The sequence below is a fragment of the Bacillus sp. OxB-1 genome (assembly GCF_000829195.1).
Taxonomy (GTDB): domain Bacteria; phylum Bacillota; class Bacilli; order Bacillales_A; family Planococcaceae; genus Sporosarcina.
The window spans coordinates 774,824-792,150 of sequence record NZ_AP013294.1; the positions used below are offsets into that span (position 1 = coordinate 774,824).

Here is a 17,327-nt window from a genome sequence, read left to right on the forward strand (position 1 = left end):
AGCGGTCCATCAATTCCCGTGTCAGTTCGAACCGGGGATGGATTCGCCACCAATTCGATTAGAAGAACTGCGGCATACTTAACTTTTCCTCTGGTCCTAACGCACACACCTCTTCCTCCCATCCGAATATGCTACAGTAATCAATCGTAGTGGTGGTGTCGTTTGAATGGAAAATCTTATTGTGCTGGCAGGACCGATATTGCGCCGGGTCGAAAAGAAATCTATTTCCATCTGGGTTGCTACAAGCCGCTCTTTTCAAATAAAGGCAGCGCTTTTCAACTTGGCCGATGGATCGCTCTTGCCGACTTGGTCTGAAACCGAATCCGTCCGTGTCGGAGAAAAATTATTTATTCACCTCGTGCAAGTGTACGGGGATTTTCCCATGGACACCCTTCTTGGCTACGACTTGACTTTCGCCGGTCATGGGGAATTTCATGACTTGGCCAGCCTCGGATACCTATCCGAGCACGGCGCCCAGTCCATTGTCTATCCCGGCATTCCGTATCCTTCCTTCCATCTCCCCGAATCGTCCTCTCCGAACTTCCTCTATGCTTCTTGCCGTAAATTTCATGGGAAAGGAGAAGATTCACTTACGGCGGGCGATGAACTCCTGCATACAACCGCGAGTCGTTTACAGGAGCGTCCGAGTGCGCTCTTCCTTGTAGGCGATCAGATTTATGCAGATGACGTGGCTAGCCCCCTGTTCCCAGTCATCCGTACTATCGCTTCGAATTTCATCGGCGAGGAGGAGCTATCCCGCTTGGATCATCGTTTGGAGCAACATCCTTTTCATCGCTCGCTATACAACGTGAACGGACGGCAATTCATCATGGAACAGTTTTGCCGCTTCACATCGTCCAACCCCCACAATCATTTAATGACCTTCGGCGAGTATGCGGCTATGTATTTGCTGTCTTGGAGCCCTGCATTATGGGAAACCGTGGCGCTGCCTTCTTTCGATGAACTTGTGGAGAAGGATGAATTTCATTTCATATTTCCGGACGATGAAAAGGAAAAGGACCAGCAGAGGCGCAACTATGAACGGCAAACAGAGGATCTTCTGCAGACAATCGGGGATCTACGACGGATTCGTAGATTATTGGCAAATATGCCGACGTATATGATTTTTGATGATCACGATGTGACAGATGATTGGAATTTGACAGCCGATTGGCGGGATCATGTTTCCCGATCACCTCTCGGAAAGCACGTCGTGACAAATGGTTTGTGTGCGTATTGGGCATTCCAAGGTTGGGGCAATGAGCCGCAGCGGTACGAGGAGGCGTTCCTTCAGTCGATGAGAAATTACTTCGACAGGCTCATTGTCGGTACACCTGCCCACACGGATTGGATGGATTGCATTTGGTCGTTCCGCCATTGGCATTTCGTCGCACCTACCCGGCCGGCGGCATTGTTCCTGAACACGCGCACGATGCGTTTCTACGACGCGAACCCCTTGCCGGTAAAAATTGGTTGGATCTATAAAGAAAATATCCGCGGTCCCAGATTGATTGGCCCAGCCGGATGGAAAGCCATCTCTTCAACACTGCATGCGTCCGGCTGGAAACGGGGCGATCCACTGACTATCATCTCCCCGACCCCGCTATATGGAATGGGCATCATCGAGTCCTTCCTTCATTCCTACGTCTATCCATTGCGCTCCATCGGTATTCCTGTGCATGAAATGCTGGATTTCGAAGCATGGAAATATAACGGGAAAGCGTTCAACGAATTTCTGCGGCATATTGTGAAATGGCGTCCTTCGAGGTGCATCATTCTATCAGGAGATGTCCACTACGCCTCTGCCGTTCACTCCCGGATTCGGTGGAAGAACGGGTTTGCCGCAAGTATTTTGCAAGTGACGAGCAGCCCTTCCAACAATATGAGTTTTTCCGGACTTTGGGGATTGCTCATGCGTGCCGCCATCCGCTGGAATAGCAACAAACGGAAAGGAGTGACGATCCGTCGCCATTGCGATGATTCCTTCAACATTCGGAATGGCGGATCCGAGCCGCCATGTGATGCGCCTTGGCAGGAAGAGTTGTATTATGTATCGAAGCATCCGGGAAGCTCTATCGTCGAGACAGGTAATAATATAGGGCAATTGATAATAGGAGAGAATGCCGTTCAGCCAGCCCTTCTTCAAATGAAAGGCGGAGAATTAAGGAAGGTAACTTTCGAGGAAATTTCGATATGATAAAAGATTGGAGATGGGACTGTCCAGAAAGTGGATTTTCCGGTTAAACACGCAAAAAGCAAGGGCTCTGGTCGCTTTCCGCGGGCCAGCCGACGAGCCTCCTCCGGCTTACAGCCGTACGGGGTCTCGTCGGCCGGCTTTCCCGCAGGAGTCTCCCGGCGCCCTTGCTTTTTGCTAGTATCCAACTCTGTGCCTAGACTTTTCGGACAGCCCCGCCTTTCATTTAAACCATCCTTTTTCCTTAAACCGGGAAATCGCTTCGATACGATTGCCTACGCCGAGCTTATCAAGAATGGTTGAGATATAATTCCGGACAGTGCCGGGCGTCAGAAAGAGTTCACCCGCAATTTCTTTCGTCGTTTTTCCTTCAGCTACGAGACGGAGCACTTGGCTTTCGCGCTCCGTCAGCGGATTCTCCGTATCATCGTCGTCGCCATACGCGATGTCTACAAGTTCCGGCGCGTAGATCCGCCGGCCGTCCATAATCGTCCGAATCGAGCTGACCAACTCCTCAATCGGGCTATCTTTCAATAAATAGCCACGCACCCCCGCTTTTCGTGCACGTTCGAAATAGCCGGTCCGGGCGAAGGTCGTCAAAATGATGATCTTGCACTCGCTTCCCTGGAGGACTTCCGCTGCATCCAGCCCGGTCTTCATCGGCATCTCGATATCCATGATGCACACATCCGGTTGCAGCTCTTGGACGAGTGCGACCGCTTCTTCACCATTTTTCGCTTTACCGACGACTTCCATATCCTCTTCCAAATTCAAAAGGGAACTTAAGGCACCCAGCATCATTCCTTGGTCTTCTGCTATGACAATCCGGATCATCTTAATCCACCTCCACAATTTGTTTTAAGACCGCAGGAACACGTATGTACAGCTTCGTCCCTGCCCCGCCTTCTATATGCAGGCTGCCGTTGATGAATTCGAGGCGCTCCCGCATCCCTTTCAGCCCGCTTCCCGGTGATGTCTCGCCGCGCCCCGGAATGCCGATCCCATCATCTTCGACTGTGATGAGATACTCGTTCGGCAATTGCGCAAATGTAATATGGCAAGCGGTCCCGAAGCTATGTTTCACGACATTCGTCACCGCTTCCTTCAAGCACATGCTCAAAACATTTTCTGCGATAGTGGGGATCTTGGTGAACACGGGATTTCCTTCAATGGTGCAATCCATTTCAGCGGCTTTCAGAATTTGACGGATTCGGATTAATTCATCCTCCAACTTCACCGTCCGCATATCCGCTACCAACTCCCGCACTTCCTTCAGGGCGGTGCTGGCCGTTTGCCGGATTTCATGCAGTTCTTTCCCGGCGGCTTCCAGATCCCGTGTCAAAAGCCTGGCCGCCAAGTCGCTCTTCAATCCGATCATCGATAGTTTTTGGCCAAGCGTATCATGCAGATCACGTGCAATCCGATGCCGTTCTTCCAGAATGATCAGTTCGGAGATCTTCTCTTTCGCATCTTCCAGCTGGTCCTCCAACTTCTCCCGCTTGTTCCGATTGTATAAATTGAACGGCAATAGGACGACGCCGATCACCGTAATCAATATAAAGTGCACGTATGGAAGGAAGAGGTTGATTTCCAAAAAGAAGCCTGCCACGATCGCCAGAATCGTAAAGGCGATATGCAGCCCGTATATGATGAAAAAACCGACAGGATTTCGGATATTACCAATGAAAAAAGCCGTAAATAACGACAAGTATATATAGCCGAACAATAGTGTCATGACAACATTGATGACCATTTCGAAGCTAAGCCACATATACACAAGCCCGCTCTTCGATTTGAATGAAAACATGTACGACAGGAAAAAGAGGAATAACAGCGAAATGCCGACCGCAATCTCAATCGAGGAAGAGGAGCGGAAAATGAAAAAGAACGGCAATAAACAAAAGATGACCCATACGTAAATACTGAGCCATGGATTTCTCGGGAATATACTGTACCAACTGTGCATGCTTCACCTTCACCGCCCTGTCTGATTCCTTCATTGTACCAAATTTTTCAATACGTCTCGTGATAATTGCATTTGGGTTCTCCTTCATTTCTTCTATTGCGCATGCTCGTAAGTCGCAGCTTGCAGTGAGTAAGTTGGGGGAACATTGGAATTTCCGAATGCTGATATCTTCCCACAACCGCTGATAACTACGGGCGAATACTGATAACCACCTACAACTGCCGATATATCTAGAGATGTCCGCCAATAAACAAATGCCGAAAACAGTGATCAGTCGCTCCGCTTCATAGCAAAAGGGCTGTTCGTCTTAGCGAACAGCCCTTCCGATCATTCATTTGCTCAAACTTGTTCGCTTCGGTTTCAAATCGATGGAAACCCCTTTGCTCTTCGCACGGACCAGATGCTTCACATCTCTGAACGTGACAAATGTCTTGCGAGCCGGATCGTACAAACGATATTTTAGGGATTCCAAACTCGTCTTGATGGTAATCGTCGTTGCCTGTTGAAGAGGCGGCGTCAATTCATGTGCCATTTCCAAATTGTAGTTTGGAACGCGCGGGGCCAAGTGGTGCACATGATGGAATCCGATATTGCCAGTCACCCATTGTAAAACGCGTGGCAACTTATAATAAGAGCTTCCTTCTACCGCCGCTTTCACGTAATCCCATTCCGACTCTTCTTCGAAGTACGAATCTTCGAATGTATGCTGGATGTAGAACAACCAGATGCCGAGCATCCCTGCCACGAACATGGTCGAGCCTTGGATTAGCAAGAACGACTGCCAGCCGATCAATAGGATCAGCCCCGTGTATAGACCGACAAGAATCACATTCGTCAAATACGTATTCAATCGCTCTTTCCGTCGTGCATCTTTCCGATTGAAGCGACTGGAGATGAGGACTAGATACATCGGTCCCAATCCGAACATGACTAGCGGGTTCCGGTAAAAACGGTACGCCAATCGTTGCCATTTCGATGCTTGAACGTATTCTTCAATTGTCATCACCCAAATATCCCCAACGCCTCGTTTATCCAAGTTCGAACTTGTCGCATGGTGAATCGAGTGCTCCCGTTTCCATTTCTCATAGGCGAACAGCGTCAGGACACCTGTCATCGTTCCCACAATATCATTCGCTTTTTTATTTTTGAAAAATGAACCGTGTGTACAGTCATGGAAAATGATGAATGTCCGGACAATAAATCCAGCATTCACTACACAAAGAGCCAACGTCAACCAAATGGAGACATCCAAGCTCTGATACGCCAAAAACCAGAGGATGATCACCGGTGGAATCGTATTGATTAGCTGTAAAACACTTTTTTTCTTATCCGATTTTGCAAAAGGAGCGACGTCTTGATGTAACTTCTTCGTTTTTTCTTTACTCATGCAAATCCTCCTAATCTGATACTCGTTCTATTTCATGATTCCATCATAAGAAATCCTTCCCTTTCGCAACAGACATAAACGTCATGACAGGAGAGATGATAGTTGTCACATTTTGTGAATCTTTTCACAGAAAAAGGCCCTCTCCATATCAGGATAGGCCTTCTCTTCCTACTATTTCAGCATGCCGCCGTCCACTTCCAAGACGGTTCCGTTTACAAAGTCCGACTCATTCGAAGCCAGAAATAGATACGCATTTGCGATGTCTTCCGGTCTTCCCAGCCGAGGGAACGGGGTGAGCGCCCGGACTTGATTCAACACCTTTTCGGGAATGGTGTCGATCATTCTGGTTTCAATGAAACCCGGTGCGACGGCATTGACATTGAGCCCCTTCGGCCCGAACTCCTTTGCCCACGTCCGGGTCATCCCGATGATTCCCGCCTTGGAGGCGGCATAATTCGTTTGCCCGACATTCCCGCCGGTGCCCGAAATCGAGGATGTATTGATGATCTTGCCCTTTCCTTGAGCGATCATGGAAGGCAAGAATGCTTGCGTGCAACTGAAAATGCCGGTCAAATTCACATCAAGTACCTGTTTGAATGCTTCTGGAGTTAATTTCACCAACATGGCATCTTTTGTGATTCCCGCATTGTTCACGAGAATATCCACTTTCCCGAACGTCTCTAGCACCTGCTTCGCCACTTGCTTGACATTGTCGTAATCGGCAACGTCTACCTGGAAAAAAGATGCCTCGACGCCATCCTTTAGCAGTTGCTCCACTTTGCTGCGGCCGATTTCTGCATTAAAATCAAGTACCGCGACACGGGCCCCTTCTTTTCCGAATAACGTAGCGGCGGCTCCGCCAATTCCCCTGGCACCGCCTGTAATGACGGCTACTTTGTCTTGTAAGCGCAATCCGCATCCCCTTTCTCTCACTCCAAATGTGAGCTACCTCGCTCTATCATAGTACCCGACCTGTGAAGCCGGATGGGCGACGGCCTCTTTCCATTGGAATAAAATACCGGGCACCTTTGTACAAGATACCCGGTTTCACTTAACAATATTCTTGAATCGCTTGCTGGATTTTCGGTTCACTGATGTCATGATGCGATGCATTCCAAATCGCCTCACCGTCTTTCAATAGGAATAATTGAGGTGATTCATGCCGGATGCCAAGCTCATCCTCCATCTCATTGGACAAGGACCTGCTCTGCTGCACGACCAAGTATTGCTTCGGCACGTCCGTCTCCACATTTCGGAAAGCTCCGAAAGCGGAGGCGCTGATCGGGCAGGTCGAGCTATGTTTCATGACAAACTGCGGCGCTTCATTCGACTTCTCTAACACTTCTTTCCATTCTCGGCTTGTCTGTATCTCTTTCATTTACCATTTACTCCTTTTTACTTTCATCATACATTTCCCGGCTCTGAACATGGTAAACTTCAGCTCAGCTCTTTTCTATGTGCGAAGAGCAACAGCCCTACCGAGGGGAAAGCGGCTAGCATCAATTCATCCACCTTTTTCGAATGGCAAGGGCTCGCTTGATGTCATTTCCGCGTAACGGTACAATATGGGACAGAGGAAAGGAAGGGTTTTCATTGCGTACATCTGATTCGCGCCATGTAGGGGCGTTGCTTTCATGCATTCCGCTCCTTGGACTGTTTGCTTACCTGGCAATGGCCATCAGCCGAAATACGATCGGCTCTTTCGACAGCCCGATCATAGCCCTCATCCAAGGAGTGGAAGAACCGTGGCTGACGAAATGGGCCAACTTCTTGGCCACCATCGGATCTGGTTCCGTAGTCGTTTCTCTTGCCATCCTCCTCGCGATTGCCCTCTTTTTCGGGAACCGCCGGGAGCAAGCCCTTTTCGTGTTGGTCGTCGTTATTGGAAGCGGAGCTTTGAATCAAATCTTGAAAATCATCTTCCAGAGGGAGCGCCCGACTCTGCACCGCCTTGCGGAAATCGGAGGCTACAGCTTCCCGAGCGGACATGCCATGTTGGCGGTCAGCTTATACGGCGTCTTGGCATACCTTTCATGGAAAGCTATCAAAAAGTCGAGCGGACGCATCTTTGTCCTGTTCCTTGCCGGCGCCATGATGGTATCCATCGGGGCGAGCCGCATTTATCTCGGAGTCCATTATCCAAGTGATGTGGTAGCCGGAATGAGCATCAGCGCCATCTGGTTCATCATCTCGTCCGTTTTTTATGGAGCGTACGAACGAAAAAGGATAAAAGTCCGACAACAGGAGGCCGAAAATCCGTCATGAGCCCATTTACTGAACGTGTTATTCAAATCATCCGGGACATTCCAGCAGGCTATGTCATGACATACGGACAAGTGGCAGCCTCCGCCGGAAATCGCCGGGGGGCCCGTCAAGTAGCGCGCATCCTGCATTCAATGAGCGCCAAGTATGACTTGCCATGGCATCGGATCATCAATGCGCAAGGTGGGATTTCATTTCCCCCGGATGCCGAGGCAAAAGGGGCCCGTCAGCAGGATTTGCTGGAGACGGAAGGAATCCGCTTTACGCCGGATGGGAAAGTGGATCTGGCGGTGTACCGCTGGTTTCCACCTGACACGGAAGAATTTTAAAAGAAAGGGAAGAAAAATATGTGGAAAGAATTTAAGGAATTTGCCTTCAAAGGCAACGTCTTCGATCTGGCGATTGCTGTTGTAATCGGAGCAGCTTTCAGTAAAATCGTGACCTCCCTCGTGGAAAACATCATCACGCCTATCATCGGTGCGGTGACCGGGAAGATCGACGTTTCCAAACTTCATCAGGAAATCGGGGGAGTCAACATTACATACGGATTGTTCCTTCAATCGATCATCGATTTTCTTCTGGTCGCCTTTTCGATTTTCCTCGTCATCCGCCTCCTGCTGAAATTTAAGCGGAAAGAGGAAGTCAAAGAAGAAGAAGAAGAAGAAGTGGTAGTGGATAAGACAGAAGTCCTCCTTGAGGAAATCCGTGATCTATTAAAAGAAGAACGGCGCGCATGACAAAGGGGCTGTCCGAAAAGTCCAGGAACAGAGTTGGATACTAGCAAAAAGCAAGGGCGCCGGGAGACTCCTGCGGGAAAGCCGGCCGACGAGACCCCGCACGGCTGTAAGCCGGAGGAGGCTCGTCGGCTGGCCCGCGGAAAGCGACCAGAGCCCTTGCTTTTTGCGTGTTTAACCGGAAAATCCACTTTCTAGACAGCCCCTTTTTGTTCAATCCGCTCCTGCGCCGCCTCCTCCGCCATCTCCACCTCCGCCTCCACTGTAACTGCCGCCGCCATAGTCGGATGTACCGCCACTGGACCCGCCACCCGTCGGGATATTCATCGAGTCCCAAGTGGAACGTATGAACTGCATCGGGTCTTCTTCCAAAGCGAACAAAGTGGCCATAGGAACGGCGGGTAAGACGGACGCATTGAGCTTCGGAAGTGTCCTCTTCTCTTTATTCAATAAATACGCACGTGCCAGCCAGCGATTCTGGTCCTCTTCCGAAAGATGGGATGGTAATCCTTTGGATAGGCTCGCTTGGAATTTTCGGATGCTAATTTTTGCATGCAGGCCACTCTTTGAAACAATGAGGGAATCGGAAAGGCTGCCAATAAAAATCGCCCCTGACAAGAGAAGGAATAAGGTCGCATTTTGCAGATCGCTCGGTGCCCATTCCCGCGAGAGGAAAAACAACACACCAAAATAAAAAATCGGAACAAGACGATTTTTTCTAAATCCAGCAAGGGCCATAGCTAAGAGAATGGCCGGAAGCACAAAGTTCCAGGTGCTTGGATTGTTCACATAAAAAGCCGATGACATCAGTATTGCGGTAAGGATAAATGTAATCCAACCAAGAACAGTCGGGAGTTTATTGGACAACGTACCCGCCTCTTCAAGAAGGGTCCGGACTTCCTCGTGCCAAATACGATGATTTTTATCAAAGGTATAATAGCGACGCAAATACATCATTTTCCGCTCTTTCTCCCCTTTTGCCTGCCCTGCGATATCTTGCAAATGGAACGTCCTATTTTTCAAACCGCTTTTAAATAACCAAGCTACCAAGGTCTTCTCATGAGGCAGCAATGGTTGCGTACTCGGCACCAATTGGAAGGCAAGGGTTTTTTCCGGGGCGGAAGGATGTCTCTTAAACCGTTCTGCGGATGGTTCCGTCATGATTTTCACATGGCCTTTTTCCGCCAAAGAGAGCAGTCCCGCCAAGAAATTCCTCGATTGATAGGCACCATTCCGATCGATATATGCTAGATAGACGGGATCGGTTTGAAGAACGAAATCGATGCTGCCGAACGGCACGACCCGGCGCTGGCGCATGAATAAGAACAAAGCAGCGAGGAGGGCGAAGAAAATGGCTCCTCCTTTGACCATCATTTTAATCGTCGGGGTACGGGCCAACCTCTTCTGATAGGCCTCCCAGTTCTGCGTTTCCTCGGCAACGACCTTTTCAAAGGACTGCGATTCTGCTGACTTTTGCTGCTCCGTCATAATGCTCGAAGGAAATAGAACCCGCGTCGCCGTTAAGGTTCGGGCCTCGGACGCTGGCGTTTCAAAGATGATGCCATCCTCATACAGATGGCTCACTCCTCCGTTTCGATCGTACATAAACCCATGGATGTTGGATTCGCCTACAGCACCGGGCAGAACGTACGCAATGCTAATATTTTGAATATCTTCATCATGATTCGAGCCCTCTTCGAAAAAAGTGAGATTGAGATCACTATATGTATCGGTGGATTGCACCGCATTTCGCAAATAATAGATGTAGAGGACAGAAATCGTTTGATCCTTCGCTTGGACGGCCGTCGTCCGGGTCAAGCCCTCTTGCGTCACGGCAGCCGGCGTCAACATCTCATTCGTCACCTCGCCGACAACAGCATCGTTGCGATCAAGCAAATAAGCTTCGAACGTATCGACTTGCGAATTATGCCTCTGCGGGAAGGATCGATGCAGCTGCGTGAACTCGCCGTCGAACGTATACGTGAAGATTTCATTGACGACCATATCCCCGTTCGGCTGAAGCCATCCTTTAATCTGCACCTGATCAATCGTATAAGACTTCGCCTCCACGAGAGGAGCCGGCAGCATGAAAAACAGGATTGCCAGAAGAACCCCTACCACGTTTCTCATCCTAACACCCCCATTTCTGTTGCTACGTATACGGCTGGAGCCAGCGGACGGTTTCATGGCAAGCGGAAATAGAGCGGAAAGACAGGGGTGAGTGGTGAAATGGTCATGGGATGGCCGAAATGGTTTTGCTTGCACCCAGAAGATGGTTCATTGCACTCCCAGCAGGATTCGTTGCACTCAACCAGGGATTCCTTGCACTCGGATGGCAGTTTCGTGCACTCAGTGGAGCGTTCCTTGCAGGGCGTTAGATTTTACGCTAGGCAGACGGTTTTATTGCACTCCCAACACCTTTGCTTGCACTCAACCAAGGATTCCTTGCATTCGGATGGCAGGTTCGTGCACTCAGTGGAGCGTTCCTTGCAGGGCGTTAGATTTTACGCTAGGCAGACGGTTTTATTGCACTCCCAACGCCTTTGCTTGCACTCAACCAGGGATTCCTTGCACTCGGATGGCAGGTTCGTGCACTCAGTGGAGCGTTCCTTGCGAATCAGGGCTTTTCTCATAATCCTCTTTCATCAGATTTAAGGGAAAACGATAAAATCTCCCCCTGCTCATCCCTTCTGGTTCAAGAGGCAACTCGCCGAGCAATCGGGCAGCAGTATAGTTCGCTGATACATGGAGAAATTCCCGACACTCCCGATTTGTCATAGTTTCACTTACCAGCATGAACCAATCCTGGATAGTCCGCTGATGCGCTCGTTTACTAACATGGTGACAACCCGGACAAATCCAGCCACGGAATATTTTATCCATGCCAAGCATCCCGCAATTCTCGCATTGAACACCACTTTTTATATCAAGTGGACTTATATTCATCGTGTTACATAGTGGAAATGGATTGAAATCCTGGTGTGCACTCGATAGTTCATGTACTATCACTGATAAGGTTTTACTATCTAAGATGGGGGGCTTTTGCTCTCGTTTTCGGAGAACATTTGGAAGCTCATATGGGAAAAGCATGGTCAAACGAGGCCGGGAATTCTCGATCAACTGCCTGGATTGAGTGAAGACGACAGCGCCTGTAATCGGAACAGAAAGATTTCTGGAATGAAACCAATCTTCCAATAGAAAACAATTCCGCTCCAGCTGGACGGAGGGGCACTCGAAAGCATCCGTTTGACCGTTATCCAGGACACGGACCATTTGATTCCACTCATTTGGAAAATGAATACGGCCCGCAATATTTTTAATTTCCAAGATGTAAACACCTTGAGGAGAAAGAAACAGCGTGTCCAGTTGAAATTTTCCGGTTGAAGTTAAATTCAAGTCGTGGAATATATAATGCTCGAAACCAAATTGATACTTCAAAAAGATTTGATCCACGACCTTTTCACCATTTGTACCAGCTTGAGCAATCCGGATCCGCTCTTTAAGCTTCTCTGCAAATGGGTGGGTGGGTAAAATCCTCTCCTGCATAGCATGCATTCCGATTAAATTGTATGGAACAGACCTTTTTTTGACTATCAACTGTCCATTCACCTCCTCTGCTGAGCGTAACACAGACTTCAATTGGAAACCATATGGAAATAGAAAGTTATAATTTGATCCCATTTTTGTCATCAAATCCCCCTTATTAAGCGGCAAAATACGATTTTGGATAGCTAAACCGTTCTTTAACTCCTTCAAATTCTGATTTTGACTAGTTTTTATAAAACTTTTTCGTTTACAGATTGCGATTTCTTGTATTCAACTAATAATTCCTTGCACTCCACGCCCGGTTCCTTGCACTCACTCACAGGGTGCTTGCACTGGAGCCACGGTTCCTTGCGCTACACCTGGATTTGCTTGCTTTCCCTATTTTCCTTGCACTCCACGCCCGGTTCCTTGCACTCACTCACAGGGTGCTTGCACTGGAGCCACGGTTCCTTGCGCTACACCTGGATTTGCTTGCTTTCCCTATTTTGCTTGCACTCCACGCCCGGGTGCTTGCACTGGAGCCACGGTTCCTTGCGCTCCACTTAGATTTGCTTGCTTTCTCCATTTTGCTTGCACTCCACCCCCGATTCCTTGCACTCACTCCCAGGGTGCTTGCACTGGAGCCACGGTTCCTTGCGCTCCACTTAGATTTGCTTGCTTTCTCCATTTTGCTTGCACTCCACCCCCGATTCCTTGCACTCACTCCCAGGGTGCTTGCACTGGAGCCACGGTTCCTTGCGCTCCACTTAGATTTGCTTGCTTTCTCCATTTTGCTTGCACTCCACCCCCGATTCCTTGCACTCACTCACAGGGTGCTTGCACTGGAGCAACAGTTCCTTGCGCCCCACCTGGATTTGCTTGCACTCGCCAGTTCACTCGCGACCTCCGCAACCATTCCGCCACAATTCCGCCGCTCCCCGCCCGTGCAGCATTGCCTCGCCATCAGTTAGGTGCTACAATGGAAAGAGGATTCTGTATAAAAGGAGTGACGTTCAGTATGTGGTTCTTATACATCATGTATTTCTTGTTCGCATTTATTGGAATCGGCACAATTTTAGGTCTCGTTCGTACATTCAGTTCAAATAATTGAGCCAACGAAAAAAGCCCCCCCACAATGGAGGGCTTTTTTCGTTGGAACGGCCTATCGGCCCAGGCGGATCAGTTGCATCCTCTCATTGAAAAGAGATGGATAGGATAAGAAGCCGAGACAGACGCTCCTCGTGGCGGCCGTCGTCAGCAGCTCAATCGCAACAAAGGTCACAGCCAACTTCCATGTAATGCCCCGGATGCCTCCCCCTTTCTTGCGGGCGTTCTGCACAGCCGCGGCAATCATCAAGGCAACCATCAGCACGATGAATAAATAACTTTCCGAGTCGAATACGAATTGCAGGACGAACCCGACTAGCAATAATTGCACGATGGAACGGATTGTCGCGATCATCGTATCCCGTTCCAGCCGCAAACCGAGCGTTTTGGATAAAGCCAATGGAATCAGGACAAATACCAAGGTGAGCGCCAATGCCAACGGAGTCATTCGGACACCCCGTTTACAAAACGGTCCACCATCGGATTGCTGGATTTCTCCAATAGCGAAATTTCACCCGTCTGCACAAGTTCTCCCCGGACCATTACCCAAACCGAATGGGCCATCCGTTTGGCCTGTTCGAAATTATGCGTAATCCAAATGACCGTGATTCCTCTTTCCGTATTCAGCTTGCGGATCAATGCCTCGATTTCACGTACCGACGATGGGTCCAAAGCCGACGTGATTTCATCCAGCAAGAGAATTTGGGGATCATTGAGCAAAGTCCGAGCAATCGACACTTTCTGCCGCTGTCCTCCCGAAAGGCCATTTGCATCGCGATGGATAAAATCGGGATCCAAGCCAACCTGCTCGAGCACATCTACCGCTTCTTCCGCCGAAAGCTCCTTGCCTTTTAATCGAAGGGGCAACGCTATATTATCCAACACGCTGTCTGTTGTCATAGGCGAGTTTTGCAACACAATCCCGACATGGCGCCGAAGTTCCGTAGGCGAAAAATGGGTAATCTCCCGTCCCTCCACGTAAATGTTCCCGCCAGTCGGGCTCACCAACCCATTGCATAGTTTCAGCAAAGTCGTTTTTCCCGCGCCGGAAGGACCGACCAGGGTGGTAATCTCCCCGCGCCGGAAAGGACCTGTCACCCCTCGTAAAATATCGATACCCTCTGTTGAATAGGAAACGTCCCGAAGCTGCAATGCCGGCTCATCGGACGCAAATTCCATTTCATTCTCCTCTGTTCTTTGTAAGAATACGAGGATTATAGCATAACATTACTATTCTTCATTCAGCACCCATTCAAGCCGCCACATCCCGCCGGGTAAAGGTCGAATAGCTGATGACCAGGAACAGTACGAGATACACTGCAAGCACTGCCAAAGAGAAAGGCAACGTAATCCCCTCCACGATTTGGTAACCTGTCTCATACATAGTCAGATCCATATGAGTGAACACGATATATTTCACGAATTCGTATTTGGACAGCAGGACAACGACGGTGGATCCCATAAAGTAAATAAACAGGGACAACCCGATAGCGAGAGAACTGGAACGGAACACGCTGCCGATCATGAAAGAGAAGGTGGCGATGATGAACACATTCGCGAAGGACAAAAGCAATAAATATAAGCCTTTGCCCCAAATCGAAGCTGTCACGACTTCCTGTCCATTCCAAACAAGCTCCTGGCCGCCCCCCGACGGGAATAAGATGTACGCCCCGATAATCGATATCGCAAACCCGATAAACATCAATAAAATCCCGAAGGCCACGACCGCCACATATTTTGACGTCAACACTTTCCACCGTTTGACAGGACGGGAGAGCAGCATTTTAATCGTTCCCTGTGAAAATTCCGAAGCGACAATGCCCGCTGCCACAATGACTGTAAAAAGGACCGCTATGGATCCGATGCCGGCGGAATCCATGATGATGCCCTCCCGGCTATTAGAGTCAATCGGAGCGATATCGTGGGCGAGCCGATACTCCAACACCTTCTCTTCCCCCATCAATTGCTCCTTTTCACCGGCTGTCAGGGTCGGATCCTGTGCCAATTCCTGAACTCCCGCCAATTCTTCCTGTACCGCTGACCGCCAATCCTCCGTTCCTTCCGAAGATGCAACCCATTTCGTCAAACCAAGCATCCCCGCGACGAGAACGACCAACAATCCGGCCATGACCCAGGTCCCTTTCCTTGCCCAACATTTCATCCATTCATTTTGTACAAGCTTCAGCAATCTGCCCACCTCCCGTCATTTCCAAAAATTGATCTTCCAATGTCTTGCGGAACGGCTGTACTTCGAATAACCGAAGCCCCTTCTCCATGCACTGCTGAATCAGCCCGGGAATCTGCATCTTCTCCGCGGCAAACGTCAATCCTTCCTTATAACGTTCCACCGTAAATCCTTCCTCCACCAACAAGCGTTCCGCAGAATCCACCGGAAATGCTTCTATATAGTAATGGCTTTCATTCGACTCCTCCATATTGCGGATATCAATCAATCGACCATTCTGGATGACGGCAATCCGGTCGCACATGAGCTCGATTTCCGACAGCATATGGCTCGATACGAACACGGAAATCCCATCCTTCTCCGCGATCTCCCGCAAATACGTCCGGAACTCGCGGATACCCGCAGGATCCAACCCGTTCGTCGGCTCATCCAATATTAAAAACCGCGGGCGGTGCAGCAATGCCTGGGCTAAACCTAAACGTTGGCGCATCCCGAGAGAATATGTGGACACTTTCTCGTGAATTCGGTTTTGCAGTCCAACCTGACTGACGACTTCCGTAATCCGCTCCTTCGCCACACCCTTGTGCATCCGGGCAAAATGGAGCAAATTCTTATAGCCGGACAGATATCCGTACATCTCGGGATTTTCGACGATGACCCCGACTTTCCCCATCCCTTCTTCGAATGACTCTGCCAGCGACACCCCATCGATCACCACATCTCCGCCTGAAGGTTTCATCAAACCGACCATCATCCGGATCGTCGTCGTTTTCCCCGCACCATTGGGCCCGAGAAATCCGGTGATCTGACCCGGATATAGCGCCAAGTTCAAATCATCGACCAGTTTCTTCGAGCGGATTGATTTCGATAATCCGCGCAACTCTACAATCGGTTTCGTTTCCACTTCACTTTCCCTCCCTAAACAGCGATACCATCCAAGCGGTCGCATCCATTCCATGGACATCACGGATTTCATCAACCGACTCATGCGCAAGCAGGCGGCCCCCGCGTAACACGACAATTTCATCGAGCAATGGTTCCACTTCCTTCAACTCATGTGTGGACATGACAATCGTTTGCCGTTCCGTATCTGTGAAGCGGATCAGCCCCTTGGAAATATCCTCCCGCACCATCGGGTCCAGTCCCGAAAACGGCTCATCCAGCAAATAGTAGTCAGCCTCCCGTGCAAGCGTCACCGCAATTTTCACACGACCACGATTTCCCTTGGACAAGTTCTTCATTTTCGAATCCAGCCCGATATTTAAAAACTGGGCCATTTCTTTCGCCTTGACCGGATTGAAATCGGCGAATTGCGACTCATAAAACTCAAACAACTGCCCCACCGTCAAATAGGGATAAAATAAATCCGCATCCGGCATATACGCTACGGAAGAGGCAATTCGCCGCGTAATTTTTTCACCATTGCACTCGGCACTGCCGGAATTCGGCGTCAACAGCCCTGCGATGAGTTTCAATAACGTCGTCTTGCCACTACCGTTTTCCCCGACCAATCCGACGATTTTCCCCTTCGGCAGCGCAAGCGTCAAATCGTCGAGCGCCCTGCGGCTACCATACTTTTTCGACACGTTTTTCAGCTCAATCATCGTTCCCACCCCGCTCTTGTAAATGATGGATCATTTCATCCGTCGTAAAGCCGAACGCCTCCACACTTTGGATGAAGGACGTGATCAATTGATCCTTCATCGCATCCCGGACCTTCGCAATTTTCGTTTCATCTTCCGTCACAAACGACCCTTGGCCCCTTCTCGTTTCGGTGATTTCCATTTGCTCCAACTCCTTATACACACGCTGCATCGTATTGGCATTGACCCCGGCCTCCACTGCATAATCACGGACGGAAGGCAATTTCTCTCCTGGTTGCAAAGTGCCTCGGATAATTTCGCCGATAATGCGATCGATGAGCTGTTGATAAATCGGTTTATCAGGTAGAAATTCAATGCCCATCG

General features: G+C 49.5%; 17 protein-coding genes. 4 read left to right on the top strand and 13 right to left on the bottom strand.

The window, feature by feature from the left end:
• Positions 1 to 166 precede the first annotated feature (166 nt).
• Positions 167 to 2,197, top strand: coding sequence for a hypothetical protein (locus OXB_RS04090; protein WP_041072124.1), 2,031 nt, complete (start codon positions 167 to 169; stop codon positions 2,195 to 2,197).
• Positions 2,198 to 2,416: 219 nt separating this feature from the next.
• Here the strand turns inward: OXB_RS04090 and OXB_RS04095 are convergent, their stop codons facing one another.
• The 5 genes from OXB_RS04095 to ytxJ all read right to left on the bottom strand — a co-directional run bounded on the left by OXB_RS04095 (position 2,417) and on the right by ytxJ (position 6,925).
• Positions 2,417 to 3,028 carry a response regulator transcription factor gene (locus tag OXB_RS04095; RefSeq protein ID WP_041072126.1) on the bottom strand — a complete coding sequence of 204 codons (612 nt, stop codon included), beginning with the start codon at positions 3,026 to 3,028 and terminating at the stop codon, positions 2,417 to 2,419.
• A 1-nt stretch (position 3,029) separates the two neighbouring features.
• Complete coding sequence (locus OXB_RS04100) at positions 3,030 to 4,160, bottom strand: sensor histidine kinase (RefSeq protein ID WP_084212383.1); 1,131 nt, start codon at positions 4,158 to 4,160, stop codon at positions 3,030 to 3,032.
• A gap of 331 nt (positions 4,161 to 4,491) precedes the next feature.
• The gene (locus OXB_RS04105) at positions 4,492 to 5,547 is read right to left on the bottom strand and encodes a fatty acid desaturase (RefSeq protein ID WP_041072130.1); all 1,056 of its coding nucleotides are present in this window, start codon (positions 5,545 to 5,547) and stop codon (positions 4,492 to 4,494) included.
• 171 nt (positions 5,548 to 5,718) lie between these two features.
• Complete coding sequence (gene fabG, locus OXB_RS04110; protein WP_041072132.1) at positions 5,719 to 6,459, bottom strand: 3-oxoacyl-ACP reductase FabG; 741 nt, start codon at positions 6,457 to 6,459, stop codon at positions 5,719 to 5,721.
• Positions 6,460 to 6,598: 139 nt separating this feature from the next.
• Positions 6,599 to 6,925: a bacillithiol system redox-active protein YtxJ gene (gene ytxJ, locus OXB_RS04115; RefSeq protein ID WP_041072134.1), complete on the bottom strand. Its 327-nt coding sequence runs from the start codon at positions 6,923 to 6,925 to the stop codon at positions 6,599 to 6,601.
• Between the two features lie 215 nt (positions 6,926 to 7,140).
• Here ytxJ and OXB_RS04120 point away from each other — a divergent pair, with 215 nt between their 5' ends.
• From OXB_RS04120 to mscL, 3 genes are read left to right on the top strand one after another with little or no spacing between them, the layout of a single operon-like run.
• Positions 7,141 to 7,812, top strand: a complete 672-nt coding sequence (locus OXB_RS04120; protein WP_052483859.1) for a phosphatase PAP2 family protein — start codon at positions 7,141 to 7,143, stop codon at positions 7,810 to 7,812.
• Entirely contained in the window at positions 7,809 to 8,138 is a 330-nt protein-coding gene (locus tag OXB_RS04125; RefSeq protein WP_041072138.1) for an MGMT family protein, read from the top strand. The genes OXB_RS04120 and OXB_RS04125 overlap by 4 nt, the downstream gene beginning before the upstream one ends.
• 18 nt (positions 8,139 to 8,156) lie before the next feature.
• A complete protein-coding gene (gene mscL / locus OXB_RS04130; RefSeq protein ID WP_041072140.1) occupies positions 8,157 to 8,546 on the top strand; it encodes a large conductance mechanosensitive channel protein MscL in 390 nt (129 codons plus the stop codon).
• 210 nt (positions 8,547 to 8,756) lie between these two features.
• Here mscL and OXB_RS04135 read toward each other — a convergent pair whose 3' ends face one another.
• The 8 genes from OXB_RS04135 to OXB_RS04175 all read right to left on the bottom strand — a co-directional run bounded on the left by OXB_RS04135 (position 8,757) and on the right by OXB_RS04175 (position 17,325).
• A complete protein-coding gene (locus OXB_RS04135; RefSeq protein ID WP_041072142.1) occupies positions 8,757 to 10,673 on the bottom strand; it encodes a DUF2207 domain-containing protein in 1,917 nt (638 codons plus the stop codon).
• Positions 10,674 to 11,138: 465 nt separating this feature from the next.
• Positions 11,139 to 12,299, bottom strand: a complete 1,161-nt coding sequence (locus OXB_RS04140; protein WP_144399646.1) for a nuclease-related domain-containing protein — start codon at positions 12,297 to 12,299, stop codon at positions 11,139 to 11,141.
• A 931-nt stretch (positions 12,300 to 13,230) separates the two neighbouring features.
• Positions 13,231 to 13,623: an ABC transporter permease gene (locus tag OXB_RS04150; RefSeq protein ID WP_052483861.1), complete on the bottom strand. Its 393-nt coding sequence runs from the start codon at positions 13,621 to 13,623 to the stop codon at positions 13,231 to 13,233.
• Entirely contained in the window at positions 13,620 to 14,354 is a 735-nt protein-coding gene (locus tag OXB_RS04155; RefSeq protein WP_041072146.1) for an ABC transporter ATP-binding protein, read from the bottom strand. Before OXB_RS04155 ends, OXB_RS04150 begins: the two co-directional genes overlap by 4 nt.
• 73 nt (positions 14,355 to 14,427) lie before the next feature.
• Positions 14,428 to 15,363 (bottom strand): ABC transporter permease, encoded by a 936-nt coding sequence (locus tag OXB_RS04160; RefSeq protein ID WP_041072148.1) that lies wholly within the window; start codon positions 15,361 to 15,363, stop codon positions 14,428 to 14,430.
• The gene (locus OXB_RS04165) at positions 15,341 to 16,309 is read right to left on the bottom strand and encodes an ABC transporter ATP-binding protein (RefSeq protein ID WP_173426039.1); all 969 of its coding nucleotides are present in this window, start codon (positions 16,307 to 16,309) and stop codon (positions 15,341 to 15,343) included. Before OXB_RS04165 ends, OXB_RS04160 begins: the two co-directional genes overlap by 23 nt.
• Positions 16,266 to 16,964, bottom strand: a complete 699-nt coding sequence (locus tag OXB_RS04170) for an ABC transporter ATP-binding protein (RefSeq protein ID WP_041072152.1) — start codon at positions 16,962 to 16,964, stop codon at positions 16,266 to 16,268. Before OXB_RS04170 ends, OXB_RS04165 begins: the two co-directional genes overlap by 44 nt.
• Positions 16,957 to 17,325, bottom strand: coding sequence for a GntR family transcriptional regulator (locus OXB_RS04175; RefSeq protein ID WP_041076267.1), 369 nt, complete (start codon positions 17,323 to 17,325; stop codon positions 16,957 to 16,959). Before OXB_RS04175 ends, OXB_RS04170 begins: the two co-directional genes overlap by 8 nt.
• Between the last annotated feature and the right edge of the window lie 2 nt (positions 17,326 to 17,327).